We start from the raw sequence: 24968 nt of genomic DNA, 5'->3' as shown, positions 1-24968 counted from the left end.
TAGCATAAGAGGTTTGCACATGGGGCTGATTTCCGAATTCAAGACTTTCATCAACCGCGGCAACGTCATGGACCTCGCCGTCGGTGTGATCATCGGCGGCGCCTTCGCCACCATCACCAAGTCGCTGACCGACGACCTGATCATGCCGGTGGTCGGCTATCTCTTCGGCGGCGCGGATTTTTCCGGCTATTTCATCCGGCTGGGTGAGCTTCCCGCCGGGTTCAAGGGCAATCCCGAAAGCTATGCCGACCTGAAGGCGGCGGGCATCGCCATGTTCGGCTGGGGCGAGTTTCTGACGGTGCTGGTCAATTTCCTGATTCTGGCCTTCATCATCTTCCTGCTGGTGAAGCTGGTGAACAAGCTGACCGCCAAGCCGGAGCCCGAAGCCGCGGCGACGCCGGAAGACATCATGCTGCTGCGTGAGATACGGGATTCGCTCAAAAAATAGTCGTTTATGCGACGAAACGAGACTGCGACGGGAACCATCCCCGGCGCGACAGGTTGTTGGGCGTCAGGGTTTATCGGCCGCTGCGGCGGTCCGGCCTTGTAAAACGACGTCAGCCCGTAGGGGGCGCAACAGGAGAAAACGCCGTGAAAACCTTCGTCACTGTTCTTGGCCTTGCCAGCATGGTCGCGCTTGCCGCGTGTGATTCCAAGCAGGAAAATAAGGTCGAGAACGCATACGAGAATCAGGCGGCTGCACTCGACAACCAGGCCGACAATATGGAAGCCATGGCCGATAACCTGACCGGCAATGCCGAAAATGCGGCGGAAAATGCCGCTGACGCGCTGGAGAACAAGGCCGACGCCACCCGCGAGGCGGGCGAGAAGGCGGGCGACGCCGTCGAAAAGAAGGAACATTAAGACCAAACGGCTCCCGCATTGAGCCGACAGGGGCGTCGCGATTCGATCGCGGCGCCCCTTCTTGCGCTTCCGTCGCGCCTTTAACGCCCCCTTAACCACGTCCCGCCATGGTGCGGTTGCGCGCATCCGTGGGGCCGATTGGGAATGGACGAGTTACTACAGGAATTCATATCCGAGACGCAGGAGACGCTGGAAGCGCTCGCCGGGGAGGTGGTGGCGTGGGAAGCCGATCCATCGGACCGGGACCGGCTGGACGCCATTTTCCGCTTCTTCCACACGGTCAAGGGCAGTTGCGGCTTTCTGAACCTGCCGCGTTTCGAGCGGCTGAGCCATGCCGCCGAGGATGTGCTGTCCGAAATTCGCGCCGGCAATCGGCAGGCCGACCCTGCGACGGTCAATGCCGTGCTGGGACTGATGGACCGAATCGGCGAACTGACCGAAGCGGTCGCCATGGGCGCCGCCCTGCCCAACGAGAATGACGATTATCTGATCGCGGCGCTCAGCGCTCCGTCTGACGCCGTGACGCAAGCGGACGGGGGGACGGCGATGGATGTCGGCGCCGCGACGGCCGTGGTCGCGCGTCAGGCCAGCCAGGCCGCGCCCCGCACCATTCGTCTGCCGCTCAGCCTGATCGACCAGTTGATGAACGGCGTGTCGGACATGGTGCTGGCGCGCAACGAATTGTCGCGCAAGCTGCGCGAACGCTCCGCCGACCCGGAGCTGGATACGGTGTTCGAGCGATTGTCGGCCTGTGTGGCGGACATGCGCGACGTGATTTCCAAGACGCGGATGCAGCGCGTCGACCGTCTGTTCGCTGCGATCCCGCGCATGGTGCGCGATCTGGGCCGCGAACTGGGCAAGCGCATCGACCTGAGCCTGGAAGGCGGGGATGTCGAGATGGACCGCGAAATGGTGGAGATGGTCGTCGACCCGCTCACCCATATCGTGCGCAACAGCATCGACCATGGCATAGAGACACCCGACAAGCGTCGCGCCAGGGGCAAGCCGGAGGCCGGCAAGCTGCGGCTGGAAGCCCGCCAGTCGGGGAACCAGATCGTCATCGCCATCGCCGACGACGGGTCGGGTATCGATACGGCACGGCTGGTGGAAAAAGCGATCGCGGCCGGGCGGCTGACACCCGATGCGGCGGCGCGCATGAGCGAGCAGGAGCGGCTCGACCTGATCTTCCAGGCGGGGCTTTCCACCGCGAGCCAGGTCACGGCCATTTCCGGCCGCGGAGTCGGCATGGACGTGGTGCGCGCCAATGTGGAGCGGATCGGCGGCGTCATCGCTCTCGACAATCAGCCGGGGCAGGGGCTGTGCATCACCCTGCGCGTGCCGCTGACCTTGACCATCATTCCGGGCCTGATCGTGCGGGCGGGCGGGCAGCATTTCGCCATTCCGCGCTCAGCGGTCGTGGAAATCCTGCACGACAATAACGACATGCTGCGCATCAGCGAAGTCGGCGGCGCGCAGATCGCGACGATCCGCGGGGTGCGCCATTCGATGATCGCGCTGGAAGACGTGCTCGGCATGGAAAGGCTGGCGCAGGCCGGGCCGCGCGCGATCATGGTGGTGCGGTCCGCTACCGGCGTGCCCTTCGCCATGGGCGTGGCCGCGGTCGACAATCATGAGGAACTGGTGATTCGGCCCGCCTCGCCGCTGGTGATGGCGAGCGGCGTCTATGCCGGCATGACCCTGCCCGACAATGGCAAGCCGATGCTGCTGCTCGATGCGGCGGGTCTCGCCAATGCGGCGCGTCTGCCCAACATCATCGACGACCGCGCACAGCAGCGGGAGGAGCAGGCCGATGCACAGGCGCGAGTCGAAATGGTCGCCGCGCTGCGCTTCGAGGAATTGTCGGGCGAACGACGCCTGCTGAAACTGTCGCTGATCGAGCGGGTCGAGGATATCGATACGCGCCTGTTCGGCCGGTCCGGCGGTCGCGCTTTCGTGCGGCTCGACGGACGGCTCGTGCCCGTCGCCAACGGCCAGGCCGGCTTCGATCGCGACAAGGTGTCGGCGCTGCGTCTGCGCGACGACCAGCGGGAGGTCTGCTATCCGGTCGCCGCCGTGCTGGACATCGTCGAAATGCCGCTGGTGCCGGACATGGTCGCGATGCACGGGGTGCTGAGCGGCGTGTCGGTGATCGAGGGCGAGCATCTGGAGGTGCTCAACCCCTTCGCCCTGTTCGCCGCCCTGCCGGAGGAGACGATCGCAGAGCGACCGCGCGGGCGCTGCCTGCTGGCCGACAGCGACGATGGCTGGACACGCGAGATACTGGCGCCGCTGCTGCGGCAGGCGGGGCATGACGTGATGCTGGGCCTGCCCGCCGATGCGGCGGTCGACCCGCGCGACGTGGTGCTGTGCAGCGGTTCCGATGCGGCGCAGGTGGCAGAGATCATGGGATGCCGCGTGGTCCAACTGCGTGCCTCGCCCCGCGCCACCGGACCGCAGGATGGCAGCATCTATCGCTACGACCAGGATGCGCTGATGGCGGCGATCGCCGGAGGGCAGGGGTAGAATCATGGAAAAACTCTATCTTCTGGCGATGCTGGCGGGCACGCGCATCGCGGTCGAAGCCGGGGAGGTCGAGGCGGTCGTCAGGCTGACCGACATTTCCCCCGTTCCCGGCATGGGCGTCCATGTCGCCGGCCTTTCGGCGCTGCGCAGCCGGGTGCTGACGATCATCGATGTCGCGGCGATCGTGCATGGCCGGGCGACGCCGCCCGAACAGCGCGGGCTGGCGATCATCGCCGACATCAGCGGTCATAGTTACGGGTTGATGGTCGATAGCGTGACCGACATTTGCCATGTGCCCGAAGGCGAATTGCCGCTGCGGGGCCAACTGGATGCGGCCTGGGCGCCCTTTGCCCGCGCCATCGTCGAGCATGACGGCGATTCCTGGCTGCTCGTGTCGCTGGCCGGCTTTATCGAGGGGTGCGCGGCGGCGCCGGCCGCCTGATTTTTTTTCGGCGTTTACCAAATCCTTGGTTTTGCCGGTTAACCCTGATTCCAACAGGGCGCGTAATCCAAAGGATGTTTCATGAAGAATTGCCTGGTCGTCGACGATTCGAAGGTCATCCGCAAGGTGGCCCGCCATATTCTCGAATCGCTTGATCTGACGGTAAGCGAGGCTGTGGACGGGCAGGACGCCTTGAACCAGTGTGAAGCGTCGCCGCCCGATGTCGTGCTGCTCGACTGGAACATGCCGGTGATGAGCGGCATGGAATTTCTTCAGGCGCTGTCGACCGCCCGGATGGAGGCGCGGCCCAAGATCATCTTCTGCACCACGGAAAACGGCATCAGCCACATCAAGGCGGCGGTCGAGGCCGGCGCGGACGAATATGTGATGAAGCCGTTCGATCGCGAGACGCTGGAAAGCAAGCTGGCGATCGTGGGGGTCATCTAGCCGACCGCGCCATCGACCCTGATCCGGGGAGTTCCGCCTTTTCTTCCATCGTTCGTGCAGAAAGCGACGTGATGACCGCCATCGTGCCGATCATGACCAGTGACAGCAGCGAACCCACGCCGGTCCGCACGCTGGTCGTTGACGATTCGGTCGTCGTGCGCACGGTCATCGAACGCATATTGAATGCCGATTCGCGCTACGCCGTGGTTCACAAGACCAACAGCGCCGAACATGCGCTGAGCTATCTGGCGGACAATGCGGTCGATCTGGTGCTACTCGACATCGAATTGCCGGGTCAGAGCGGGCTTGCCGCCCTGCCGGCGATCCTGCAGGCGAATGCGGGCGCCAAGGTCGCGATCCTGTCCGGCAAGTGTGAGGAGGGCAGCGCCGCCGCCATCGAGGCGCTGGCGCTGGGCGCGAGCGACATCGTGTCGAAGCCGGGTAGCGGCAGCTTTGGCGACCAGTTTCCGCAGGCGCTGATCGAGCGGCTCAACCGCCTCTTTGATAGCGGGTCGGCGATTGCCGTGTCCCGCCCCGTCGCAGAGCCGGTCGTCCAGTCCGTCGTGCAGCCGCTGGCCTGCCTCGGTATCGGCGCGTCGACCGGCGGCATCCATGCCCTGGGCCAGCTGTTCCAGGGGCTTCCCGCGCCGCTCGGCGTGCCCATCCTGCTGACGCAGCATCTGCCGCTCAGCTTCACGGTTTATTTCGCGCAGCAACTTTCGCGCATGACGAGTCTGCGGGTGAAAGTGGCGGAAACGGGGGATCTTCTGGCGCCTGATACAATCTATGTCGCGCCTGGCGACGCGAATCTGCAACTGCGCAAGGGGCTGCATGGGCGTGTCACCATCCAGCTCAATGCGGAGCGCACGCCGACCGGCAACCTGCCCGGCGTCGACCCGATGTTCGCCAGCATGGCCGAAGTCTTCGGCGCCGGCGCGGCCGGGGTCGTCCTGACCGGCATGGGCCGCGACGGCACGGCCGGTGCGCGCGACATCGTGAGGGCGGGGGGCTGGATCGTCGCCCAGAATGAGGCGAGCAGCGTCGTCTGGGGTATGCCCGGGTCGGTGGCCGGCGCGGGCCTCAGCTGCGCCTTGCTCGAACCGGCGGCGATGATGGCCTTCGTCGCTCGGCGCGGGAAGGTGTGCGCATGATGGCCGAATCATCCTCCGCGCCGAGTGGCCGCCTGAACGCGGGGGCTGCCCGTCTTCTGTCCGGCTTGCTGGAGGCGCGCACGGGTCAGACCCTGTCCGAAGGGCGTGCCTGGCGGATGGAAACCGCCCTGCGCCCGGTGCTGCGCGATCATGGGCTGGCGGACATAGATACGCTCGCCGCGCGGCTGCTGCGCAAGAGCGATATCGATCTGGAGAAATCCGTGATCGAAGCGCTGCTCAACAATGAGAGCAGCTTCTTCCGCGACCTCCAGATTTTCGACATGCTCTCCCGCCAGATTCTGCCGCATATTCATTATGAGCGGCAGGACCGCACATTGCGCATCTGGAGCGCGGGCTGCTCGACCGGGCAGGAGGCCTATTCCCTTGCCATCCAGTTGCGCAACGACTGGTCCCGCTGGAATGGCTGGCGCATCGAGATATTGGCGACCGACGTGTCCGGCGCTGCGATCGAGCAGGCGCGCGCGGGCGTCTTTTCCCAGATGGACGTGCAGCGCGGCCTGGGGATCGGCGATCTGATCAAATGGTTCGAACCCCATGGCGACGACTGGCGGGCCAGTTCCGAACTGCGGCGGATGATCGATTTCCGGCAGGACAATATGTTCGACCCCGCCGCGCCGTCGGGCGAATATGATTTGCTGCTCTGCCGCAATGTGCTGCTCTATTTCACGCCGGAGCGGCGGCAGGTCGTGCTGCGCCTGCTGGCGCGGCACAGCCACGCGCGCTCGGTGCTGTTGCTGGGCGCGGGAGAGACGGTGATCGGGCAGGGCGACGACTTCATCGCGCATCCTGAATTTCGCGGCGGCTATGCGCGGCAGGCGCCGTTGCCTGCCCATGCGGTAGGTCCGGTCCGTCGCGCCGGCTGATTCTTCGGGGGCATCCAGCTCTTAACCATGCTTGATTGCTGCGCCGGTCTCGGTCATGGTTGACTGAGGCCGCTGCGTGAACAGGCGGTCGGAAGGGCGCGATGACCGAACTGCTGGAAGTGACTGGCCTTTCCCGATGACCGATATTCCCATGACCGAAACGCCGTCGCCCAATTTCGACGAGCGCAAATCGCCCATTTCCATGCTGGTGCTCCATTATACGGGGATGCCTGACGCGGCGAGCGCGATCGAATGGCTGGCCAATCCGGAATCGAAGGTGTCGGCCCATTATGTCGTCACCGAAGAAGGGCAGATCGTCCGCATGGTCGATGAGGCCAAGCGCGCCTGGCACGCGGGCCGTTCGCATTGGCGCGGCATGGATGACATCAATTCCGCGAGCATCGGCATAGAGATCGTCAATCCGGGGCATGAATGGGGCTATCGGCCTTTTCCCGAAGCGCAGATGGATGCGCTCATTCCCCTGATCCACGACATCGTGCAGCGCCATCGCATCACCCGCGGCAATATCGTCGGCCACAGCGACGTGGCGCCGGCGCGCAAACAGGATCCTGGCGAGCTTTTCCCGTGGGGGCAGCTGGCGCGGCTGCGGCTGGCACTGCCACGGCCGACCAAGAATCTGATGGACCCGCTCTGGACCGACAGCGCCTTCATGCTGGCGCTGGAGCGGTTCGGCTATGACATTGCAGAGCCGGATGCGGCGGTTGTCGCCTTTCAGCGGCGCTTCCGTCCCGAACTGATCGACGGGATCATTGACGGCGAATGCCGCGCCATCCTGCTCGCCCTGTTGCTGCCCAAGCCCCAGGGCGACGAATAAGCGGGATGACTAAGCATCAGAATCGGTCTAAGGCCCCCGACGCCAGAGGGCCGGGCGGCCGCGGCGTGGCGGGTAACTTCCACGGCGAGGAAAGTCCGGGCTTCACGAAATGACGGTGCCGGCTAACGGCCGGCTGGAGCGATCCAAGGGACAGTGCAACAGAAAGCAGGTCGCTAAGGCTTAGGCCCAGCGAAATTGAAAGGGTGCGGTAAGAGCGCACCGCGCCCCCGGCAACGGGCGGCGGCACGGTAAACCCCACCGGAAGCAAGACCGAATAGGGGCGGCGCGCAGTCGAAAGGCTGCTAGGCATGTTTCGGCCGAGACCGCCCGGGTTGGTTGCTGGAGGAACGGAGCAATCCGTTCCCTAGAGGAATGGTCGCCTATCTCCGTCCATCTTCGGGTTGGCGGAGTGGACAGAACCCGGCTTACAGGCCCTCTGGCATTTTTTGCACTGTTTTTGCACTGCGGCAGGGTGGCGTTGATGCGCCCGAATCCCTATTCTGGTCCGATGGCAAGACAGAGCCGATCCAATGACTGGGGATTTCCCCGCTGGCGCAGCTATGGCGCGACCCGCGAAGCGCAACAGGTGCGCCTGTGCGATCGCCATGGTTGCGACAGGCCGGGTGACTGCCCCGCGCCCAAATCGCCCAACAGCCGCGACCGTTGGTATTTTTGCAGCGATCATGCCGCCGAATATAACAAGAACTGGGATTATTTTCAGGGGCTTGACGCGGAGGAGCGGGCGCAGCGTGAACGGGCGGAGCGCCGCGACGCGAGTGGTTTCCAGTCGAGCGCCTATCATGGCTGGGGTGGACCGGGCGACGGCAGCCGCTCGCGTGACGAGGTTCACGCGCTCAAGGCGCTCGATCTGGAGGACGACGCCAGTTTCGAGGCGGTGAAGAAAAGCTGGCGGCGGCTGGCGAAGGAAAATCATCCCGACGTCAAGCCCGGCGATGCCGACGCGGCCATACGCTTCCAGACCATCCAGGCGGCCTATGAAGTGTTGCGTGCGGCCGAAGAGCGTCGCACCTGGAAACCCAGAGGCGCGGCCGATTAAGGATCATGTCCGCTCCAATTGGCGCAATGCCGTGCTGGTCTGCCGCAAATGTTCGAAGAAGCTGGACGGCGGTTTCGGGCCGCGCGGTGATGAGCGGCTGGTGAAGGCGCTCCGCAAGCATCTGTCGCTCAGGAAGGGGCGCAAGGCGGCGGCGGGCATCATCGAGGTCAATTGCCTGGGGGTCTGTCCCAAGGGTGCGGTCACGGTGGTGAACGGCGCAGACAGCCGGGACTGGCTGCTGGTACGGCCGGATGCCGATCTGGATGAACTGGCGGCGATGCTGGGGTTGGCGACGGCCGACGATCGTTAATCCAATTCTTACCATCTTTCGCCTAAGCGGCCGAAATGAGATTTTCTGCTTCCCTGCCAAGGTGTTGGCCGCTGTTCGCGCAAGGCGGGCTGATCCTGTTCGGTTTGACTGCGGTCTATGCCATGCCCCCTGCGCGCGGCCGGATGTTGCTTGTGCCGTTGACGCATGACGGTCGGATCGGACTCGTGCCGGCGGCTGTGGCGCACGGTGCGCGACTGGTCGCCTCGGGACCATGGGCAGGATCGATACTGGTTGAGGGACGACGGAACGATCTGGTCCGACCTCTGCTCGGCCGGGGCGTGATCGCCATTTCGGCGCGCGCGGGTGGTTGTGGGGAGGCGATTTGAGATGAGCGCGATCGATAGTGTCGGCCGGTTGCGGTTGCAGGGGCTGCGCATCCTGTTGCTGGGCAGCTGGATATGGAGCATCGTTCTGGGCCTGATGGCGCAGGGTCTGGGACTGGAGCATGGCGGCCGGGTGCTGCTATTGTCCACCTTCGCCAATGTGCTGCCGACTATCATGGTCCTGCGCGAGAGGCGCGACCTGGATGTCCGGCTGGCGGTGGGAACGCTGGCGGCGGTGCAGCCCGCGCTCGGCGTGTTCCTGATGACCGGCCATCGCTGGCAGATGGACGGCCACATGTTCTTCTTCGTCGCGCTTGCGGGCCTCGCGCTGCTCTATGACTGGCGCCCGATCCTGCTGGCGGGCGGTCTGGTGGCGCTGCATCATCTCATACTCAGCTTCGTGGCGCCGCTCTGGGTCTTTTCCGGCGGCGGCGATGTGCAGCGCGTCGCGATCCATGCGGTTGCCGTGGTGCTGCAAGCGGCCGTGCTCTGCTATCTGACGATGCGATTGCGCGGGCTGCTGCTGGCGATGGACGGCCATGCCAGCAACGCGGCGCAACTTACCCAGGCGGCCGAGTCCGGGCGCGCGGCGGCGGAAGCGGCCATGGCGTCGAGCCGCGCGGCGAATGAGCGGGAAGCGGCGGTGCGGGCCGAACGCGAGCAGGAAAAAACGCGCCAGGCGACCGAGCGGCGCGGGGAAACGCTGGTGTTGGTGCAGGCGTTTCGCCAGTCGATCGCCGACGTCGTTCATGCGGTCAGCGCCGCGACCGGCGAACTGGAAGAATCGGCACGCGCGCTGAACGACGTCGCGCGCCGGGCGAGCGCGGGCACGGATGAAAGCGTCGCGGCGGCGGAACATTCGTCCAGCCGCGCGGAGCAACTGGCGCGCCGGATCGAGCAATTGTCCCAATCGATCACCGCGATCGCGACCGCGGCAACCCAGCAGGCGACCCTGAGCGGCGAGGCGCAACGCGTGTCGAGCGCCGGACATCAGGCGATGCGTGACATGCAGAGCCGGACGGCGTCCATTACCAGCTTTGCCGATTCGATCACGCAGATTGCCGGACGGACCAATTTGCTCGCGCTCAACGCCACCATCGAAGCGGCGCGCGCGGGGGATGTCGGTCGCGGCTTTGCGGTGGTCGCGCAGGAGGTGAAGCATCTCGCGGGACAGGCGGCCAGCGCGACGGGAGAAATCCAGTCGCTGGCCCTGTCGGCGCAGCAGGGGGCAGGGCAAGCACAGGAAGCCTTGTCCGACGTCGCCGGCGCGGTCGAACAGTTGGCGAGCGCGGCCGACGAGATTCAGCGTGCGGTCGGCCAGCAGCGCGACACCACCACCGCCATCGGTCAATCCGCGCGCGACACGGCGCGCGACGCGACATTGATGGCGGATCGGATGGAGCAGGCGGCGGACATGGCGCGCAGCACCGAAAGCCTGTCCGGCCGTGTGTCTCGCGCGGCGTCGGGTCTATCGAGCACCGCGCAGGCATTGCAACGCGCAACCGACCAGTTCGTGGCGCAGCTGGAGGCTGCGTGAACCGGTCAAGCGTGGCGCGCGATCGGCCGGTCGCCTTCGGCGCCGGTATCGGCAAGCGGGTAGAGGAGGCGATTCTCGCGTTCGATTCGCTCGTTCAAGGCGTTCAGGATGAGGCGCGTTTCCGCGCAGAAGTCGGACCATTGACCGGCGATCAGATCATCGCTCCAGCTCGCCATATAAACAGCGAAACGGTCTGCCAGCGCGCCGGTCTCCTTCATCAGCGTCGCGGTTCGCTCCCGCGCTACGGTGTCGACGGAGCGCATCAGCGCCGGATATAATATGCGATCTTCCAGCGCGAGATGGGCCATCAACTGGCGCGCCAGCTGCCAGCGCAGCCGCGCGACGCCCTGGGGCTGGCGATCATCGGATATGGCCCGCGCCAGCAGGTTCGCTGTCAGGCCTATTTCTTCATGCTGCCGCCGCAGCTCGCTCATGTCCATGTCCGGCACCGTCCCATTGGAAGGCCGATCATGCGCTAACAGGTTTAACGGAGTGTTGCGCTGGCGCCATTATGGTGCAGCGGCGACCGCCTCCGCGCGATCGGCGCGGAGGCGGTTCCGTCATCAGGCCGGCTGGTCGGCGCGGCTGGCGCCTTGGCCGTCCAGGTTCAGCGCGGCGAAATCCCAGTTGATCGCTTCCTTGAGGATGCGGTCGGCATAGCTGGGGCGCAGGTTGCGGTAGTCGATATAATAGGCATGTTCCCACACGTCGACGATCAGCAGCGGCGCATGGCCTTCATGCGCGACCGGGGTGTCGGCGTCATGATAGCTGGTCACTTCCAGCTTGCCGTCCTTCAGGATCAGCGCGGCCCAGCCGCTGGCGAAATGGCCCACGGCTTCGGCCTTCAGCTTTTCGATCAGCGCATCGACCGAACCGAAGGCTTCTTCGATCTTGGCCAGCAGTTCGCCGGTCGGCTCGGTCTTGGTCGGCGACAGCGACTGCCAGTAGAATGTGTGGTTCCAGATCTGGCCGACCTGGTTGAACAGGCCGCCCTTGGACGACTTGATCAGCTCGACGAGCGACTTGCCCTGGAGCGAGGCGTCGGCGGCGACCAGTTCATTGGCCTTCACGACATAGGCGTTGTGATGCTTGCCGTGGTGGAAATCGAAGGTTTCGACCGACAGGATGTCGCCGAAGGCATCCTTGGCATAGGGCAGGTCGGGCAGAACAAAGGCCATGGCGGAACTCCTCGGGTTCGTTATGGGACGGCCGCACACAGGCTGGCGCGACCGGTTGATTCTATGGTCCGGGCGGGGCGTGGACGCCTCCGCCGCTTCCCATATGCTGCCCCAACGCCCAAGAAAACAGATATGTGCCTATTGCGAAACGATCGCAGAAATTGATGCCGAATCTTGACCGAAGCCCGGCGATCGGCGGGGCTTGCTTGACAGTCGTGCCCGGCTCGAACAGGATCGGATCATGCAGAGCGGCGCAGCCTTTCCGCGCTTCCGTCATCACGGAGGCCAGCTTCTCGCGGGCGATCCGCCCCGGACCTGACAGGCGCTCCGCCGGCAGGGTCCGGGGCACCCTTCTTGACGTATGACGCCCGCGCGCCGGGTTGACCCTTTATCAGGAAGCCTTTGTTCATGACCCTGCATCACAAGGGGGCGGCGGTGCCGCCCATCCAGCTCGTCGAATCCGAAGCCGACATGATTTCCGACCTGGCCTGGGCGGCGCGTGACCGTTTCCCCGATGTCTGCCAGTTGTTGCTGGAGGAGGTCGGTCGCGCCAGCCTGTGTTCGCCCGCCGACCTGCCCCGCGACGTCGTCGCCATGGGATCGGACGTGACCTATCGCGATACGCGCGACGGCGCAGCGCGCCGGGTTCGGCTGGTCTATCCCAGCCATGCCGATGTGACGTTGGGGCGCATCTCCATCCTGACGCCGATCGGCGCGGCGCTGATCGGGATGCGGGCGGGCGCGTCGATCCTCTGGCCCGACCGTGACGGCCGTCTGCGCGACATCATCATCGATGACGTCGCGCAGGCCCGCGCGGCCTGAATCAGCCCTGCGGCGGGGTGGTTTCGCCCACCTCGTCGCTGTCGAGGCCATCGCCCAACGTCAAACCATGGCGCAGCAGCATCGGGATGTTGGCGGCGGCGAAGACGACGGACACGATGGTCACGCCCCAGACCTTGACCGCGAGCCAGGTGTCGAACGTCATGGTCCGACGCATTACCTCATTCGCGATCGCCATGGCGACGAAGAAGAGCGCCCAGTTGCGTGACAGTTTCAGCCAGCCGGTTTCGGTGAGGCCGTCATAGGCCGCCTGCAGCAGATATTTGAGCAGCGGCTTGCGGCGCAGCAGCCCGGCGAACAGCATCAGCGCGAAGAAGGCGTAGATGATGGTGGGCTTCAACTGGATGAAGCGCTGGTCGTGGAAATAGATGGTCAGGCCGCCGAAAAAGAGGATCAGCATGGCCGAGAGCCACAGCATCGGCGAGACGCGGCCCAGCTTCACCTTGGAAATGACGACCGCGATGACGATCGCCGCCATGAAGGCGGCTGTGCCGAAGGTCATGGCGGTGATCGGATTGCCCGGACCCCAGATCCAGCCCGCCCCCTTGTAGGTCAGGAAGAAGACCAGCAGCGGCCCGAAATCGAGCGCCAGGCTGAGCGTGCCGTTGTGGGTGGGCGTTGCCGCCGGCTTGGTGTCACCGCGCATAGGCCGTCCCCGCGATGGCGCGCGCCATGTCGCCCGGATCGAAGGGACGCAGATCCTCGATCTTCTCGCCGACGCCGATGGCATGGATGGGCAGGCGATATTTCTCCGCGGCCGCCACCAGCACGCCGCCGCGCGCGGTGCCGTCCAGCTTGGTCATGACCAGCCCCGTCACCTGCGCGGTTTCCTTGAAGACTTCGATCTGGTTCAACGCATTCTGTCCCGTGGTGGCGTCCAGCACCAGGACAACGTCGTGCGGGGCCGCGGGGTTCAATCGACCCAGCACGCGGCGCACCTTGGCCAGCTCGTCCATCAGTTCCGTCTTGTTCTGAAGGCGCCCGGCGGTGTCGACGATCAGCACGTCGATGCCTGTCGCCGTCGCCTGCTTCACCGCGTCGAAGACGATGCCGGCAGCGTCGCCGCCTTCCTTGCCCGCGACGATGGGCACGCCCAGCCGCTCGGCCCAGACCTTCAATTGACCGATCGCCGCCGCGCGGAACGTGTCGCCCGCCGCCAGCATCACGCCATAATCCTGCTCCAGGAAATTATTGGCGAGCTTCGCGATGGTGGTGGTCTTGCCCGATCCGTTGACACCGATCACCAGGATCACTTGCGGGCGCGGGAAGGCCTCGATCTCCAGCGGGCGGGCGACGGGAGCGAGCGTCTTCTCAATCTCCTCCGCGATGATCTCGCGCAGATACTCCTCGGTCAGTTCCTTGTTGAAGCGTCCTTCGGCCAGGCGGTCACGCACGCGCCCCGCCATGGCGGGGCCGAGGTCGGACATGATCAGCGCTTCCTCGATCTCGTCGAGCGTCTGCGCGTCCAGCGCGGCCTTCGTGAAAAGGCCGGTGAGATTGTCGCCGAGCCTGTCGGACGTGCGCTTCAGTCCGCCGAAGAGGCGGTCGCGCCAGGAAGTTTCAGCCATGCAAATAAACCATCGTGGAAATCCCTGTCATGCCGCCTCTTGCGCGATCAGGACGTCCTTCTCAAGCCCCGTAATGACCGCGCGCACGATGGAGGAAGGGGGCTGCCCTTCCACGAAGCGCACCGGCGCGAAATTTTCGGCATGGCCGGTCATGCCGCTGCGCTCGACCAGCACGGATTGGGTGGCGCCGGTCAGGCTGCGAAGCCAGGCGTCGCGGCGGGTGACGCAGGCGGCGCGCAGGCGGGCGGCGCGGGCCTTGATGGTTGCGCGATCGACTTGCGGCATCCGCGCGGCGGGCGTGCCGGCGCGGGGCGAATAGGGGAAGATATGGCCGTGGACGATATCGCATTCGTCCACCAGGGCGAGGCTGTTTTCGAACATTGCCTCATCCTCGGTCGGGAAGCCGGCAATGATGTCGGCGCCGATGCTGATATCGGGACGGGCAACCTTGAGGCGCTCCACAATGGCAATGGCATCGGCGCGAGCGTGGCGGCGCTTCATGCGCTTGAGGATCATGTCATCGCCTGCCTGTAGCGAGAGGTGGAGGTGCGGCATCATGCGCGGCTCATGTGCGATCAGGTCGAATAGGCGCTCATCGATTTCCACGCTGTCGATCGAGGACAGGCGCAGGCGGGGCAGGTCGGGCACGCCCTTCAGGATGCGTTCGATCAGCAGGCCGAGCGACGGATTTCCGGGCAGGTCGGGGCCGTAGCTGGTGACGTCCACGCCTGTCAGCACTATTTCCTGATAGCCCGCATTGACCAGTTGCTTCGCCTTGTCCACCACCGCGCCGGCGGGGACGGAGCGGCTGTTCCCCCGGCCATAGGGGATGATGCAGAAGGTGCAGCGATGGTCGCAGCCATTCTGCACCTCCAGGAAAGCGCGGGCATGGTCGGCAAAGGCGGACGCCATGTGCGGCGCGGTGTCGCGCACGGCCATGATGTCGGAGACTCTCAGCAGAGGCCGTTCGCTTCGAGCGAAGTCGAGAAGCGGGCGCTCGGACGGTTCTCGACTGCGCTCGAAGCGAACGGAGGTGTATGTGCCTGCCTCCATCTTCTCCCGATTGCCGATCACACCGTCGACTTCGGCCATGGCGGCGAAGGTCTGCGGCTCGGTCTGGGCGGCGCAGCCGGTGACGAGGATGCGGGCGTCCGGGCGTTCGCGGCGGGCGCGGCGGATCGCCTGGCGGGTCTGGCGCACGGCTTCGGCGGTGACGGCGCAACTGTTGACGACGATCAGGTCGTCCTGGCCGCTCGCCATGTCGCGGATCGCCTCGCTCTCCGCGATGTTGAGGCGGCAGCCCATGGTGATGATCTCGGGGCCGCTCATCAGAAGCGGGACCAGTCGGCCTCACCGTCGAAGACATGGGTGGCGGGGCCGGTCATGCGGATCGCGCCGCCGGGCACCCAGTCGATCACCAGATCGCCGCCGGGCAGGCTGATCGTCACCGGTCCCGCCATCAGCTTGCGGCGGATCGCGACGACGGCGGTGGCGCAGGCGCCGGTGCCGCAGGCGCGGGTGAGGCCGGCGCCCCGTTCCCACACGACCAGCCGGATATGATTGTCGCCCACGACCTGCGCGAAATTGACGTTCACGCGGCTCGGGAACAGGGGGTCATGCTCGATCAGCGGGCCAAGCCGCTCGAAGTTCACACCGTCCAGATCATCGACGAAGAAGATGACATGCGGGTTGCCGACATTGACCGCGGCGGGGGCGGGCAAGTCTTCCCAGCTTGCGCCCATGGTCAGCGTGTCCAGGGGGTAGGCGAGGGGGATCGCGTCCCAGTCGAAGCGCGGCGCCCCCATGTCGACGCTGGCGCCGCCGTCGATGCGCTTCGCATCGAGCAACCCCGCCCGGGTGCGGATCGTCACGTCGCGGCCGACGAACAGGGGGACGCAGCGGGTGGCGTTGCCGCAGGCTTCCACTTCGCTGCCATCGGCGTTGAAGATCTGCATCGACACGTCGGCATCGTCGGCGTCACCGATCAGGATCAACTGGTCGCAGCCAATCCCGGCATGGCGGTCGGCAATGGCGCGGGCGCGCCTCTCCGTCATCGCGACGGGGACGGCGCGCGCGTCGATCACGACGAAGTCGTTGCCCAGGCCGTGCATTTTCGAGAAGCGTCCCATGGGCGCGCATGTAGTGCGTGGGCATGGGAAAGGCCAGTGGCTTCCGCTTCCTATTGGGCGACAGCCGCTCGCCGCTGCCCATAGAGGAAGTAGACGCCCAGCCCGATCGCATTCCATGCCGCGCAAGCCATGATCGTCTTCATCGGCAGGCTGACGAACAGATAGGCGCAGCCCGCGACCGCGCCCAGCCCCACTACCCAGGCCGCGGGCGTGCGGAAGGGGCGCTTCATGTCGGGCGCGCGCTTGCGCAGGACGAGGAGGCAGAGGCCCACGGCGGTGAAGGCGATCAGCGTGCCGGCATTGGCGAGCGCCGCGATCTCGTCGATCGGCAGGAGGCCGGCGATGATCGCCACCAATATGGCGGTGACGGCGGTGATGCGGGCGGGGGTGCCGCGCTTTGAAATCTTTGCCAGGCTCTGGGGCAGGAAGCCGTCGCGGGCCATCACCAGGAAGATGCGGCTCTGGCCGTAGAGAAAGCCCAGCAGCACGGTCGGCAGCGCGATCACCGCGGCGATGGCGACGATCCGGGCGATACCGCCCTGATGCATTTCGCGCAGGATCAGCGCCAGCGGCTCGGGGCTGTCGGCGAAACGGGTGAAGGGCAGGGCGCCGATCGCGGCGGCGGCGACGAGGACGTAGATCAGCGTGCAGACGACCAGCGAGCCGACGATGCCGATGGCGAGATCACGGTCCGGGTTCTTCGCTTCCTCCGCCGCGGTCGAGATGGCGTCGAAGCCGTAGAAGGCGAAGAAGATGATGGCGGCGGCAGCCATGACGCCGCGCTCGACCCCGTCCGGTCCCATCGACTTGGCGAAGCCGAAGGGCATGAACGGCTCCAGATTCTGCGCGTCGAAGGCGGGCAGGGCGACCCAGACGAACAGGCTGAGCGTGGCGATCTTGATCAGCACCAGCAGCGTGTTGAGGCGCGCGCTTTCCTGCGTGCCGAACATCAGCAGGCCTGCGACCACCGCGATGATGAAGATGGCGGGCAGGTTGACAAGGCCGCCCAGCTCCGGCCCCTGGGTCAGTGCCTCGGGGAAGCCAATCGCCGTCAGCAGCGGCGCGGCGTAGCCCGACCAGCCGACCGCCACGGTCGATACGACAAGGCTATATTCGAGGATCAGGCTCCAGCCCACGATCCAGGCGATGCCTTCGCCCAGCACGACATAGCTATAGCTGTACGCACTGCCCGCCGCGGGCATCATGGTGGACAGTTCGGCATAGGCGAGCGCCGCGCAGGCGCAGATCGCGCCCGCTATGGCGAAGGAGAGGAGAACCGCCGGCCCGGCACGATCCGCGCCGACGCCGATCAGGGTCAGGATGCCGGTGCCGACGATCGCGCCGACGCCCAATGCCAGAAGATGCGGCCATGACAGGGTGCGGGCGAGCTGATGATCCGCCTGCGCGGGCATCATCGCCTCCATCGGCTTGCGGCGTGTCCAACTCATGATCTTCGGCTCCCCCTGTTCTCGTGCGCGTTAGCTGGCGCAAAGCGCGGCGATGTGCAAGCCGTACCGGGCGTTAGGGCGCCTCCTCCTTCACAGAGGCGTGCCCGCCTTCGACCAGCGCCTTGATCAGATGGCCGCGCTGTACCCGGCCGAACCGGTTGAGTGGTAGCTCATACAGCTCGGTCAGGAACTGCCTGTCCCAGAAGGTCAGGCCGCCGGGATGCTGCCCATCCTTGAACAGGTTGAGGATCGAGGCGACCGGGGGATCCGCGCTGTCCTTGACTTCGGCAAGGCCGACGAATGTGGCATAGGCCGCAGCCTCGGCCAGCGTGATCCCTTCCGCGCGATGAACATCGATGATCACGGTGGCGACGGAAAAGCTGCGCGTTATGGGCGGCCGGATCAGGCTCGACGAATAGGAGGAGGAGCCGGCAACGCCATCGGGCAGTATTGATCCGCCGCCTTCAGCATTGCCGCCGGTGGCGGGGGAAGGGGCGCCTCCTGAAGGGGAGCCGCCGCCCGTTCCGCTGCCCGTCACATGCCACCAGCGGATGGGGGCATCGCCGTCCACAAGGTCCCGCCGATCCGGTCCCTGCATCTGGTAGAGCAGCTTCGGCCGCCGGTAGGCGACCAGCTTCATGAGATCGCGACCGTCCTCTACGAAGGCGATCAGCAGGTTCGCGTGGCATCCCGGCTTCGCGAGCGGCGCTTTGACGTCCTCGATGATTGCGCGCACCTTCGACTCGGCGATCTGCGCGACGTCATCAGGAACACCCAGCACCGCGGGGCAGATCGGGCTTTGCCAGCGCGCCACGCTCTGGTCACCTTGCACCACCCCGAGCGTACGGACGAAGCCGGTCGCGCGCTCCCTTACTTCCTTGCGCGTCATCTTGCGTCCTTCGACGACGATGCTGTCGTCGACATCTGTGAGGCCGGCATCCTGCTGGGCATGGGCAATCGATGGGAGACCGGACAGCAGCAGGATCGCATTCAGAAGGGGGCGCATGATTTCCTCCGCCATAGCAAAGGCATCACTGTGGCCTATCCGCGGCCGCGAGAAAAGCGGGGCGACTTGCTCATCGGCCTGGTTCCGGACGGGTGCGGTTGCATCCGCACGCGGCCTGCGCTAAGGGGCGGCACGCATCGGACGGTTCGCCGTTCGACTCTGACGACTCCAGGACGCCCAAAGGGGCATCGGATGGACGCTGGCCGGCGAGGTTTCGCCCGCCGGCGATTTTGTCGTTTGATGGGTAGGCACAGTTTTCCGGGCCTTTCGGCCCAAATGAGGTGATGATGTTCGATTCGCTAAGCGATCGTCTCAGTGGGGTCTTCGACAAGCTGCGTGGGCGCGGTGCGCTGACGGAGGACGATGTCCGCGCCGCGATGCGCGAGGTGCGAATCGCGCTGCTCGAAGCCGACGTGGCGCTTCCGGTCGTCCGCCAGTTCGTCGATCAGGCGACGGAGCGCGCGGTCGGCAGCGACGTGCTGCGTTCGGTCACGCCCGGCCAGATGGTCGTCAAGATCGTCTCGGACACGCTCACCGAAACGCTGGGCGCCGAGACCAGCGACCTTCTGATCGATGTCACCCCGCCCGCCGTCATCATGATGGTCGGCCTGCAGGGGTCGGGCAAGACCACCAGCACCGCGAAGATCGCCAAGCGCCTGAAGGAAAAAGAGCGCAAGAAGGTGCTGATGGCGTCGCTCGACGTCCAGCGCCCGGCCGCGCAGGAGCAGCTCGCCGTTCTCGGCACCCAGACCGACGTGGCGACGCTGCCGATCGTCGCGGGCCAGCAGCCGGTCGATATTGCCAAGCGCGCGCTCCAGGCGGCGAAGCTCCAGGGCTTCGACGTGGTGATGCTCGACACCGCCGGTCGTCTGCACGTTGACCAGGCGCTGATGGACGAGATGAAGGCGGTGGCCGAAGTCTCCAATCCCGCCGAAATCCTGCTCGTCGTCGACTCGCTGACCGGACAGGACGCGGTGAATGTCGCGACCAGCTTTACCGCCCAGGTGCCGCTGACCGGCGTCGTGCTGACCCGCATGGACGGCGATGCCCGCGGCGGCGCGGCGCTGTCGATGCGCGCCGTCACGGGCCGTCCGATCAAGTTCGCGGGCACCGGCGAAAAGCTGGACGCGATCGAGCCTTTCCATCCGGCCCGCGTCGCGCAGCGCATCCTGGGCATGGGCGATGTCGTCAGCCTCGTCGAGAAGGCGGCCGAGACGATCGACGCCGAGGAAGCCGACAAGCTGGCCAAGAAGATGGCCAAGGGTCAGTTCGACATGAACGACCTGCGCGCCCAGCTCAACCAGATGCGCCGCATGGGCGGCCTTGGCGCGCTGGCGGGGATGCTGCCGGGCCTCAAGAAGGCGCAGGCGGCGATGGCCAATAGCGGCGCCAACGACAAGACGCTGATCCATCTCGACGCGATGATCGGATCGATGACGCCCAAGGAGCGGGAGCGCCCGGCGATCATCAACGCCAAGCGCAAGATCCGCATCGCCAAGGGCAGCGGCACCACGGTGCAGGAAGTCAACCGTCTCCTGAAAATGCATCAGGAAATGGAAACGGCGATGAAGAAGATCCGCAAGATGGGCGGCTTGAAAGGGCTGGCCAAAATGTTCGGCGGTGGCGGGCTGGATGGGATGCTGGGCGGCGCCGGCGCACCGCCGCAGGGGCTGCCGGGTCTGGGCGCGCCCAACCTGCCGCCGGGTTTTCAGAATTTCATGAAGAAATAAGCATTTTCAACAGATTAGATTAGAGTAGAAAGGTCAAAACACCATGGCGACGTCCATTCGTCTTTCGCGCGGCGGTTCCAAGAAGCGCCCCTATTACCGCATCGTCGTGGCCGACAGCCGCGCCCCGCGTGACGGCAAGTTCATCGAGCGCATCGGCAGCTATAACCCCGTCCTGCCCAAGGGCGACGAGAAGCGCGTCGTCCTGGACGTCGAGCGCGCGAAGCACTGGGTCGCCGCCGGCGCCCAGCCGACCGACCGCGTCGCCCGCTTCCTGGACGCCGCGGGCGTGAAGGAACGCGCCGCCCGCAACAACCCGAAGAAGGCGGAGCCGGGTCAGAAGGCCAAGGATCGCGCCGAAGATCGCGCCACCAAGCTGGCCGAGGCCGAAGAAGCCCGCAAGGCCGCGGAAGAAGCCGCCAACGCCCCGGCCGAAGTTCCTGCCGAAGCCCCCGCTGAAGAGGCTCCGGCCGAGGAAGCCGCCGCCGAGCAGGCCGAGGGCTGATCCTCTTGACCGACAAGCCCGTCACTCTCGCCGTCATTATCGGTGCGCATGGGGTGGCGGGCGAAGTCCGTCTGAAGCTCTTTGGCGAGGGGCCGGACGGTCTCAAGGCCTATAAGGGCTTCGATGCGGCGGGGCGCACACTGACGTTGAAGTCGGTGCGCCCCGGCCCCAATGGCGCGGTCGCCCGCTTCGCCGAGATTGGCGACCGGAGTGCGGCCGAAGCGCTGCGCGGCACGGAATTGACCGTGCCCCGTTCCGCCCTGCCGCCGCTTGGCGAGGGCGAATATTATCATGCCGACCTGATCGGCCTTTCCTGCACCTCCAGCACCGGCGAAGCGCTGGGCGAGATCGTCGCGGTCGAGAATTTCGGCGCGGGCGACATTATCGAGGTCCAGCGGCCCGCCGTCGGCGACAAGCCGGGCAAGCGCTTCATGGCGCCGATGCACGTCGTCACGCTGAGCGAAAACGGCGCGTTGATTGACGCGGCTTTCGCTGAATAGTATATACACTCCGTATATACGGAGGTTCGCCATGGGCGAGGAATATCGGGCCAAGATCTTCAGGTCGGGCAACAGCCTGGCCTTGCGGCTGCCCAAGGCGCTGGGCCTTCAGGAGGGCGCCGAGGTGATGCTGCGTGAGGAAAAGGGCAAATTCACCTTTGAGCCTGTGCAGACGGAGCGCAGGATCGACGTCAGCAAGTTCGCCGGCAAGGCGCCCTGGCTGGAGCCTTTGCCCCGCGAAGATTTTGATGACAGTCCACGAGCCTGGGATGATCCTGATTTTCAGGGTTTTCGTTGATGTATTTGCTGGATACGAACAGTTGCGTATTCCTGTTCACCGGCACCCACTCCAGACTTGTGGAACGCGTGGCGGTGTGTCGGTCCGGTGAGCTTGCGCTGTCGGCGATCGTTCTGGCCGAATTGGCGCTGGGATCGGCCAATGGCAAGATTCCGCCCGTCGAATTGCTCGATGCCTTTCTTGAAGAAGTGGTTTTGCTGCCCTTTGATGAGGTGGCGGCGCGCGCCTATGCACAGATGCCTTTTCGCAGGGGGCGCTTTGACCGCTTGTTGGCCGCTCATGCGCTTAGCCTCGACGCTACGGTTGTGACCAATAATCTGGCGGACTTTGCCGACATTCCCGGCCTGAAGGTGGAGGATTGGACGCGGTGACGCTACGCTTCGTTCCGTTGTTGCTGATCCTGGCCCTGCTTCCCGCGACGGCCAGGGCGGCCGATGAGAAGAAGATCGCCGCCGCCATTCCCGAAATCGACCGCCTCTTTTCCGACTTCCAGGTCGACAGCCATGCGCCGGGACTGGTCTATGGCATCGTCGCCAATGGGCGGCTGGTCCATGTGAAGGGGCTGGGCGTGCAGGATCTGGTGCACAGGCGCCCGGTAACGCCCGACAGCCTGTTCCGCATCGCGTCCATGACCAAGGCCTTCACCGCGCTGTCGATCCTGAAGCTGCGCGACGACGGCAAGCTGTCTCTCGACGATCTGGCGGAGACATATGTGCCGGAAATGCGGGGCTGGACCTATCCAACCAGGGACAGCCCGCGCATCCGCATCCGCGATCTGCTGACCCACAGCGCGGGTTTCGTGGACGACAATCCCTGGGGCGATCGGCAGACGCCGATGCCGCAGGAGGATTTCACGAAGATGCTTGCCAAGGGCGTCCCGTTCAGCACCGCGCCGGGCAGCCGCTATGAATATAGCAATTTCGGCTATGCGCTGCTCGGGCGGATCATCGCCCATGTGAGCGGCATGTCCTATCGGACCTATGTCGAAAAGAGCCTGCTGGTGCCGCTCGGCATGGCGTCGAGCGGCTATGAGGTCAGCGAATGGCCGCTGGAGCGCCGCGCGCTCGGCTATCGCTGGGAGGATGGCCGTTGGAAGGTCGAGCCGACCATGGCGGACGGCGCCTTTGGGGCGATGGGCGGGCTTCAGACCAGCGCCACCGATTATGCGCGCTGGGTCGCCTTCCTGCTGTCTGCCTGGCCGGCGCGCGATGAGGCTGACACTGGGCCGGTGTCGCGCGCGGCCGTGCGGATGCTGGCGGAGGGGAGCAATTTCGTCGCCATCGCTCATCGCAATGGCAAGAGCGGTCCGGCCGCCTGCAAGCAGGCGGCGGCCTATGGCTTCGCCATGCGGATCGCGCAGGATTGCGACCTGGGGCTGACGCTGGCGCATGGCGGGGGCTATCCGGGCTATGGCAGCCATATGATGCTGATGCCCGATTATGGCGTGGGCATCTTCGTCTTCACCAACCGCACCTATAATGGCGGCGCGGGGCCTGCTTGGGACGCGGCGGTGGCGCTGAGCCAAGCGGGGGCGCTGATCGCGCGGAGCGTGCCGGTGACGGCGCTGCTGGCGGACGGCTATGCCGCGGCCGGGCGCATCTATGCGGCGGGCAGCGTTGGCGCGGCGCGGGACCGGCTGGCGATGAATGTCCTGATGGACAGCGACATGGACAATTGGGCGAAGAAGCTCGCGACGCTCAAGAACGAGGTGGGGGGCTGCCGCACCGATGCGCCCATCGTCGCCACCGGCAATCTGTCGGGCAGCTTCACCTGGAACTGCGAGAAGGGGCGGGTGGCCGGATCGATCCTGCTGGCCCCCGCCGCGACGGCGCAGATTCAGGAACTGAAGATCGCGATCAAGACGCCCTGATCTGGACGCTGGCCGCGCCTTGGCCTAAGCGCGGCGCATGGCCCTGATCGTCACCGCCATCTATCTGCTGTTCATGCTCGTCGCCGGCTGGCGGCTGTTCGGCGTCGGCTGGCCGCGCATGGCCCGGCTGGCGACGGCGATCGCGCTGATCCTCCCCATCCCGCTGCTGATATTGATCCCGGCGGTGATGCATCCCCAGCGGCCCTTTGCCGGACAGTTGCAGTCGATCGGCGTGGCGCTGCTGGTCTGCGGCCTGTTGTGCATGGCGGGCGGCTGGTCCGCGGCGCGGCTGAGGGCGAGGCGCAAATGAGCTTCACCGCGCAAATCCTGACCCTTTACCCGGAGATGTTTCCCGGACCGCTGGGCGTGTCGCTGGCGGGGCGGGCGCTGGCGGAGGGGAAATGGGCCTGTCACCCCATCCATATCCGCGATTTCGCCGCCGACCGGCATCGCACCGTGGACGATACGCCGGCGGGCGGTGGCGCGGGCATGGTGCTGCGCGCCGACATATTGGGTCAGGCGGTCGACCATGCGCTGGCGCAGCGACCCGATCTGCCCGTGCTGGCGATGACGCCGCGCGGACGCCCGATCACGCAAGGCCGCGTGCGCGCGCTGGCGGCAGGGCCGGGCGCGACGATCCTCTGCGGCCGGTTCGAAGGGTTTGACGAGCGGATTTTCGACGCGCGCCCGATCGAGCAGGTCAGCATGGGCGACATCATATTGTCGGGCGGGGAAATGGCGGCCTTGCTGCTGCTCGACGCTTGCGTCCGGCTGCTTCCCGGTGTAATGGGCGCCGCTTCCAGCGGAGTCGAGGAATCCTTCGAAACGGGGTTGCTCGAATATCCGCACTATACCCGCCCGGTGGAATGGGAGGGGCGCATGATTCCCGAAGTGTTGCGATCGGGGGATCATGCGAAGATCGCCGCCTGGCGGAAACAACAGGCGGAAGAAGATACACGGCTAAGGCGGCCGGACCTTTGGGAACGCCATATCGGCGTTCGGGACCAGTCGCCCTCTGGTGCGCAGCAAAAGACTTGAGGACTGACGTCAGATGAACATCATCCAGCAGATCGAGGCGGAAAACATCGCCGCTCTCGCCAAGGATATTCCCGACTTCCGCCCCGGCGACACCCTGCGCGTCGGCGTGAAGGTCATCGAAGGCGACCGCAGCCGCGTCCAGAATTATGAAGGCGTGTGCATCGCCCGCTCGAACAAGGGCATGGGTTCCAACTTCACCGTGCGCAAAATCTCGTTCGGCGAAGGCGTGGAGCGCGTGTTCCCGCTCTATTCGCCCAACATCGATTCGATCACCGTCGTCCGCCGTGGCGTCGTGCGTCGTGCGAAGCTCTACTATCTGCGCGGCCGCACTGGCAAGCGCGCGCGCATCGCCGAGCGTCGCGACACCCGCAGCGAGGATTGATCGTCCAAATCGCTTCTTGACAGTTGTAAAAAAGAAAAAGGCGGCGTCCCCCGGGGGCGCCGCCTTTTTCTTTATGTTACAATGA

General features: G+C 65.6%; 30 protein-coding genes and 1 other RNA gene. 23 read left to right on the top strand and 8 right to left on the bottom strand.

Annotated features, from left to right (window positions below; all coding sequences use genetic code 11):
- Positions 1 to 19: 19 nt before the first annotated feature.
- The 13 genes from mscL to AC58EF_RS03495 all read left to right on the top strand — a co-directional run bounded on the left by mscL (position 20) and on the right by AC58EF_RS03495 (position 10394).
- Positions 20 to 448: a large conductance mechanosensitive channel protein MscL gene (gene mscL, locus AC58EF_RS03555; protein ID WP_497274559.1), complete on the top strand. Its 429-nt coding sequence runs from the start codon at positions 20 to 22 to the stop codon at positions 446 to 448.
- 143 nt (positions 449 to 591) lie between these two features.
- Positions 592 to 864 carry a hypothetical protein gene (locus AC58EF_RS03550; RefSeq protein ID WP_497274558.1) on the top strand — a complete coding sequence of 91 codons (273 nt, stop codon included), beginning with the start codon at positions 592 to 594 and terminating at the stop codon, positions 862 to 864.
- Positions 865 to 1008: 144 nt separating this feature from the next.
- Complete coding sequence (locus AC58EF_RS03545; RefSeq protein ID WP_497274556.1) at positions 1009 to 3387, top strand: chemotaxis protein CheA; 2379 nt, start codon at positions 1009 to 1011, stop codon at positions 3385 to 3387.
- Between the two features lie 4 nt (positions 3388 to 3391).
- Complete coding sequence (locus AC58EF_RS03540) at positions 3392 to 3829, top strand: chemotaxis protein CheW (protein ID WP_497274555.1); 438 nt, start codon at positions 3392 to 3394, stop codon at positions 3827 to 3829.
- 81 nt (positions 3830 to 3910) lie between these two features.
- Complete coding sequence (locus AC58EF_RS03535) at positions 3911 to 4276, top strand: response regulator (protein WP_497274553.1); 366 nt, start codon at positions 3911 to 3913, stop codon at positions 4274 to 4276.
- A 71-nt stretch (positions 4277 to 4347) separates the two neighbouring features.
- On the top strand, positions 4348 to 5427 hold the full coding sequence (locus AC58EF_RS03530; RefSeq protein WP_497274551.1) for a chemotaxis protein CheB: 1080 nt from the start codon (positions 4348 to 4350) through the stop codon (positions 5425 to 5427).
- Positions 5427 to 6311, top strand: a complete 885-nt coding sequence (locus AC58EF_RS03525; RefSeq protein ID WP_497274550.1) for a CheR family methyltransferase — start codon at positions 5427 to 5429, stop codon at positions 6309 to 6311. Before AC58EF_RS03530 ends, AC58EF_RS03525 begins: the two co-directional genes overlap by 1 nt.
- Positions 6312 to 6447: 136 nt before the next feature.
- Positions 6448 to 7146, top strand: a complete 699-nt coding sequence (locus AC58EF_RS03520; protein WP_497274548.1) for an N-acetylmuramoyl-L-alanine amidase — start codon at positions 6448 to 6450, stop codon at positions 7144 to 7146.
- A 42-nt stretch (positions 7147 to 7188) separates the two neighbouring features.
- An RNA gene (rnpB, locus tag AC58EF_RS03515) (RNase P RNA component class A) lies at positions 7189 to 7590 on the top strand.
- Between the two features lie 64 nt (positions 7591 to 7654).
- A complete protein-coding gene (locus AC58EF_RS03510) occupies positions 7655 to 8203 on the top strand; it encodes a J domain-containing protein (RefSeq protein ID WP_497274547.1) in 549 nt (182 codons plus the stop codon).
- Entirely contained in the window at positions 8142 to 8513 is a 372-nt protein-coding gene (locus AC58EF_RS03505) for a (2Fe-2S) ferredoxin domain-containing protein (protein ID WP_497274545.1), read from the top strand. Before AC58EF_RS03510 ends, AC58EF_RS03505 begins: the two co-directional genes overlap by 62 nt.
- A 35-nt stretch (positions 8514 to 8548) precedes the next feature.
- Positions 8549 to 8860: a hypothetical protein gene (locus tag AC58EF_RS03500; RefSeq protein ID WP_497274543.1), complete on the top strand. Its 312-nt coding sequence runs from the start codon at positions 8549 to 8551 to the stop codon at positions 8858 to 8860.
- 1 nt (position 8861) lies between these two features.
- Entirely contained in the window at positions 8862 to 10394 is a 1533-nt protein-coding gene (locus tag AC58EF_RS03495; RefSeq protein ID WP_497274541.1) for a methyl-accepting chemotaxis protein, read from the top strand.
- A 5-nt stretch (positions 10395 to 10399) separates the two neighbouring features.
- On the opposite strand, the gene AC58EF_RS03490 is transcribed toward AC58EF_RS03495, so the two are convergent.
- Together AC58EF_RS03490 and AC58EF_RS03485 are read right to left on the bottom strand one after the other, a co-directional pair.
- The gene (locus tag AC58EF_RS03490) at positions 10400 to 10828 is read right to left on the bottom strand and encodes a hemerythrin domain-containing protein (protein WP_497274539.1); all 429 of its coding nucleotides are present in this window, start codon (positions 10826 to 10828) and stop codon (positions 10400 to 10402) included.
- A 129-nt stretch (positions 10829 to 10957) separates the two neighbouring features.
- On the bottom strand, positions 10958 to 11572 hold the full coding sequence (locus tag AC58EF_RS03485) for a superoxide dismutase (RefSeq protein WP_497274538.1): 615 nt from the start codon (positions 11570 to 11572) through the stop codon (positions 10958 to 10960).
- 408 nt (positions 11573 to 11980) lie between these two features.
- Here AC58EF_RS03485 and rnk point away from each other — a divergent pair, with 408 nt between their 5' ends.
- A complete protein-coding gene (gene rnk, locus AC58EF_RS03480; RefSeq protein ID WP_497274536.1) occupies positions 11981 to 12394 on the top strand; it encodes a nucleoside diphosphate kinase regulator in 414 nt (137 codons plus the stop codon).
- Between the two features lies 1 nt (position 12395).
- Here the strand turns inward: rnk and ispZ are convergent, their stop codons facing one another.
- The 6 genes from ispZ to AC58EF_RS03450 form a co-directional block, all read right to left on the bottom strand.
- Positions 12396 to 13058 (bottom strand): septation protein IspZ, encoded by a 663-nt coding sequence (ispZ, locus tag AC58EF_RS03475; RefSeq protein ID WP_497274534.1) that lies wholly within the window; start codon positions 13056 to 13058, stop codon positions 12396 to 12398.
- Positions 13048 to 13980: a signal recognition particle-docking protein FtsY gene (gene ftsY / locus AC58EF_RS03470; RefSeq protein ID WP_497274532.1), complete on the bottom strand. Its 933-nt coding sequence runs from the start codon at positions 13978 to 13980 to the stop codon at positions 13048 to 13050. The genes ispZ and ftsY overlap by 11 nt, the downstream gene beginning before the upstream one ends.
- 27 nt (positions 13981 to 14007) lie before the next feature.
- Positions 14008 to 15309, bottom strand: a complete 1302-nt coding sequence (mtaB, locus tag AC58EF_RS03465; RefSeq protein WP_497274530.1) for a tRNA (N(6)-L-threonylcarbamoyladenosine(37)-C(2))-methylthiotransferase MtaB — start codon at positions 15307 to 15309, stop codon at positions 14008 to 14010.
- The gene (gene dapF, locus AC58EF_RS03460; RefSeq protein WP_497274528.1) at positions 15309 to 16109 is read right to left on the bottom strand and encodes a diaminopimelate epimerase; all 801 of its coding nucleotides are present in this window, start codon (positions 16107 to 16109) and stop codon (positions 15309 to 15311) included. Before dapF ends, mtaB begins: the two co-directional genes overlap by 1 nt.
- 50 nt (positions 16110 to 16159) lie before the next feature.
- Positions 16160 to 17557, bottom strand: coding sequence for an amino acid permease (locus AC58EF_RS03455; RefSeq protein WP_497274527.1), 1398 nt, complete (start codon positions 17555 to 17557; stop codon positions 16160 to 16162).
- A gap of 73 nt (positions 17558 to 17630) precedes the next feature.
- Positions 17631 to 18563, bottom strand: a complete 933-nt coding sequence (locus tag AC58EF_RS03450) for a hypothetical protein (protein WP_497274526.1) — start codon at positions 18561 to 18563, stop codon at positions 17631 to 17633.
- Positions 18564 to 18847: 284 nt separating this feature from the next.
- Between AC58EF_RS03450 and ffh the strand changes: the two genes are divergently transcribed.
- The 9 genes from ffh to rplS are packed head-to-tail and all read left to right on the top strand — an operon-like array spanning position 18848 to position 24883.
- Complete coding sequence (gene ffh / locus AC58EF_RS03445; RefSeq protein ID WP_497274524.1) at positions 18848 to 20293, top strand: signal recognition particle protein; 1446 nt, start codon at positions 18848 to 18850, stop codon at positions 20291 to 20293.
- Positions 20294 to 20336: 43 nt separating this feature from the next.
- Positions 20337 to 20795 (top strand): 30S ribosomal protein S16, encoded by a 459-nt coding sequence (gene rpsP / locus AC58EF_RS03440; RefSeq protein WP_497274522.1) that lies wholly within the window; start codon positions 20337 to 20339, stop codon positions 20793 to 20795.
- A 5-nt stretch (positions 20796 to 20800) separates the two neighbouring features.
- The gene (gene rimM / locus AC58EF_RS03435; protein WP_497274520.1) at positions 20801 to 21295 is read left to right on the top strand and encodes a ribosome maturation factor RimM; all 495 of its coding nucleotides are present in this window, start codon (positions 20801 to 20803) and stop codon (positions 21293 to 21295) included.
- Between the two features lie 31 nt (positions 21296 to 21326).
- Positions 21327 to 21593 carry an AbrB/MazE/SpoVT family DNA-binding domain-containing protein gene (locus tag AC58EF_RS03430; protein ID WP_497274518.1) on the top strand — a complete coding sequence of 89 codons (267 nt, stop codon included), beginning with the start codon at positions 21327 to 21329 and terminating at the stop codon, positions 21591 to 21593.
- A complete protein-coding gene (locus tag AC58EF_RS03425) occupies positions 21590 to 21964 on the top strand; it encodes a type II toxin-antitoxin system VapC family toxin (protein WP_497274517.1) in 375 nt (124 codons plus the stop codon). Before AC58EF_RS03430 ends, AC58EF_RS03425 begins: the two co-directional genes overlap by 4 nt.
- Positions 21961 to 23463 (top strand): serine hydrolase domain-containing protein, encoded by a 1503-nt coding sequence (locus tag AC58EF_RS03420; RefSeq protein ID WP_497274515.1) that lies wholly within the window; start codon positions 21961 to 21963, stop codon positions 23461 to 23463. Before AC58EF_RS03425 ends, AC58EF_RS03420 begins: the two co-directional genes overlap by 4 nt.
- A gap of 37 nt (positions 23464 to 23500) precedes the next feature.
- Positions 23501 to 23773 (top strand): hypothetical protein, encoded by a 273-nt coding sequence (locus AC58EF_RS03415; RefSeq protein ID WP_497274513.1) that lies wholly within the window; start codon positions 23501 to 23503, stop codon positions 23771 to 23773.
- A complete protein-coding gene (trmD, locus tag AC58EF_RS03410; RefSeq protein ID WP_497274511.1) occupies positions 23770 to 24501 on the top strand; it encodes a tRNA (guanosine(37)-N1)-methyltransferase TrmD in 732 nt (243 codons plus the stop codon). The genes AC58EF_RS03415 and trmD overlap by 4 nt, the downstream gene beginning before the upstream one ends.
- A 13-nt stretch (positions 24502 to 24514) precedes the next feature.
- A complete protein-coding gene (gene rplS / locus AC58EF_RS03405; protein WP_497274509.1) occupies positions 24515 to 24883 on the top strand; it encodes a 50S ribosomal protein L19 in 369 nt (122 codons plus the stop codon).
- Positions 24884 to 24968: the final 85 nt, after the last annotated feature.

It is taken from the genome of Sphingobium sp. WR1, assembly GCF_059693745.1.
The sequence above is the reverse complement of the archived record's forward strand: the minus strand, read 5'-3'. Positions and strand labels throughout refer to the sequence as shown.

Excerpts from the sequence above, each read along its gene's own strand:
- mscL (WP_497274559.1), top strand. The coding sequence starts at position 20 with ATGGGGCTGATTTCCGAATTCAAGACTTTCATCAACCGCGGCAACGTC.
- AC58EF_RS03545 (WP_497274556.1), top strand. The coding sequence starts at position 1,009 with ATGGACGAGTTACTACAGGAATTCATATCCGAGACGCAGGAGACGCTG.
- AC58EF_RS03540 (WP_497274555.1), top strand. The coding sequence starts at position 3,392 with ATGGAAAAACTCTATCTTCTGGCGATGCTGGCGGGCACGCGCATCGCG.
- AC58EF_RS03535 (WP_497274553.1), top strand. The coding sequence starts at position 3,911 with ATGAAGAATTGCCTGGTCGTCGACGATTCGAAGGTCATCCGCAAGGTG.
- AC58EF_RS03530 (WP_497274551.1), top strand. The coding sequence starts at position 4,348 with ATGACCGCCATCGTGCCGATCATGACCAGTGACAGCAGCGAACCCACG.
- AC58EF_RS03525 (WP_497274550.1), top strand. The coding sequence starts at position 5,427 with ATGGCCGAATCATCCTCCGCGCCGAGTGGCCGCCTGAACGCGGGGGCT.
- AC58EF_RS03520 (WP_497274548.1), top strand. The coding sequence starts at position 6,448 with ATGACCGATATTCCCATGACCGAAACGCCGTCGCCCAATTTCGACGAG.
- AC58EF_RS03510 (WP_497274547.1), top strand. The coding sequence starts at position 7,655 with ATGGCAAGACAGAGCCGATCCAATGACTGGGGATTTCCCCGCTGGCGC.
- AC58EF_RS03505 (WP_497274545.1), top strand. The coding sequence starts at position 8,142 with ATGAAGTGTTGCGTGCGGCCGAAGAGCGTCGCACCTGGAAACCCAGAG.
- AC58EF_RS03500 (WP_497274543.1), top strand. The coding sequence starts at position 8,549 with ATGAGATTTTCTGCTTCCCTGCCAAGGTGTTGGCCGCTGTTCGCGCAA.
- AC58EF_RS03495 (WP_497274541.1), top strand. The coding sequence starts at position 8,862 with ATGAGCGCGATCGATAGTGTCGGCCGGTTGCGGTTGCAGGGGCTGCGC.
- AC58EF_RS03490 (WP_497274539.1), bottom strand. The coding sequence starts at position 10,828 with ATGAGCGAGCTGCGGCGGCAGCATGAAGAAATAGGCCTGACAGCGAAC.
- AC58EF_RS03485 (WP_497274538.1), bottom strand. The coding sequence starts at position 11,572 with ATGGCCTTTGTTCTGCCCGACCTGCCCTATGCCAAGGATGCCTTCGGC.
- rnk (WP_497274536.1), top strand. The coding sequence starts at position 11,981 with ATGACCCTGCATCACAAGGGGGCGGCGGTGCCGCCCATCCAGCTCGTC.
- ispZ (WP_497274534.1), bottom strand. The coding sequence starts at position 13,058 with ATGCGCGGTGACACCAAGCCGGCGGCAACGCCCACCCACAACGGCACG.
- ftsY (WP_497274532.1), bottom strand. The coding sequence starts at position 13,980 with ATGGCTGAAACTTCCTGGCGCGACCGCCTCTTCGGCGGACTGAAGCGC.
- mtaB (WP_497274530.1), bottom strand. The coding sequence starts at position 15,309 with ATGAGCGGCCCCGAGATCATCACCATGGGCTGCCGCCTCAACATCGCG.
- dapF (WP_497274528.1), bottom strand. The coding sequence starts at position 16,109 with ATGGGACGCTTCTCGAAAATGCACGGCCTGGGCAACGACTTCGTCGTG.
- AC58EF_RS03455 (WP_497274527.1), bottom strand. The coding sequence starts at position 17,557 with ATGAGTTGGACACGCCGCAAGCCGATGGAGGCGATGATGCCCGCGCAG.
- AC58EF_RS03450 (WP_497274526.1), bottom strand. The coding sequence starts at position 18,563 with ATGCGCCCCCTTCTGAATGCGATCCTGCTGCTGTCCGGTCTCCCATCG.
- ffh (WP_497274524.1), top strand. The coding sequence starts at position 18,848 with ATGATGTTCGATTCGCTAAGCGATCGTCTCAGTGGGGTCTTCGACAAG.
- rpsP (WP_497274522.1), top strand. The coding sequence starts at position 20,337 with ATGGCGACGTCCATTCGTCTTTCGCGCGGCGGTTCCAAGAAGCGCCCC.
- AC58EF_RS03430 (WP_497274518.1), top strand. The coding sequence starts at position 21,327 with ATGGGCGAGGAATATCGGGCCAAGATCTTCAGGTCGGGCAACAGCCTG.
- AC58EF_RS03415 (WP_497274513.1), top strand. The coding sequence starts at position 23,501 with ATGGCCCTGATCGTCACCGCCATCTATCTGCTGTTCATGCTCGTCGCC.
- trmD (WP_497274511.1), top strand. The coding sequence starts at position 23,770 with ATGAGCTTCACCGCGCAAATCCTGACCCTTTACCCGGAGATGTTTCCC.
- rplS (WP_497274509.1), top strand. The coding sequence starts at position 24,515 with ATGAACATCATCCAGCAGATCGAGGCGGAAAACATCGCCGCTCTCGCC.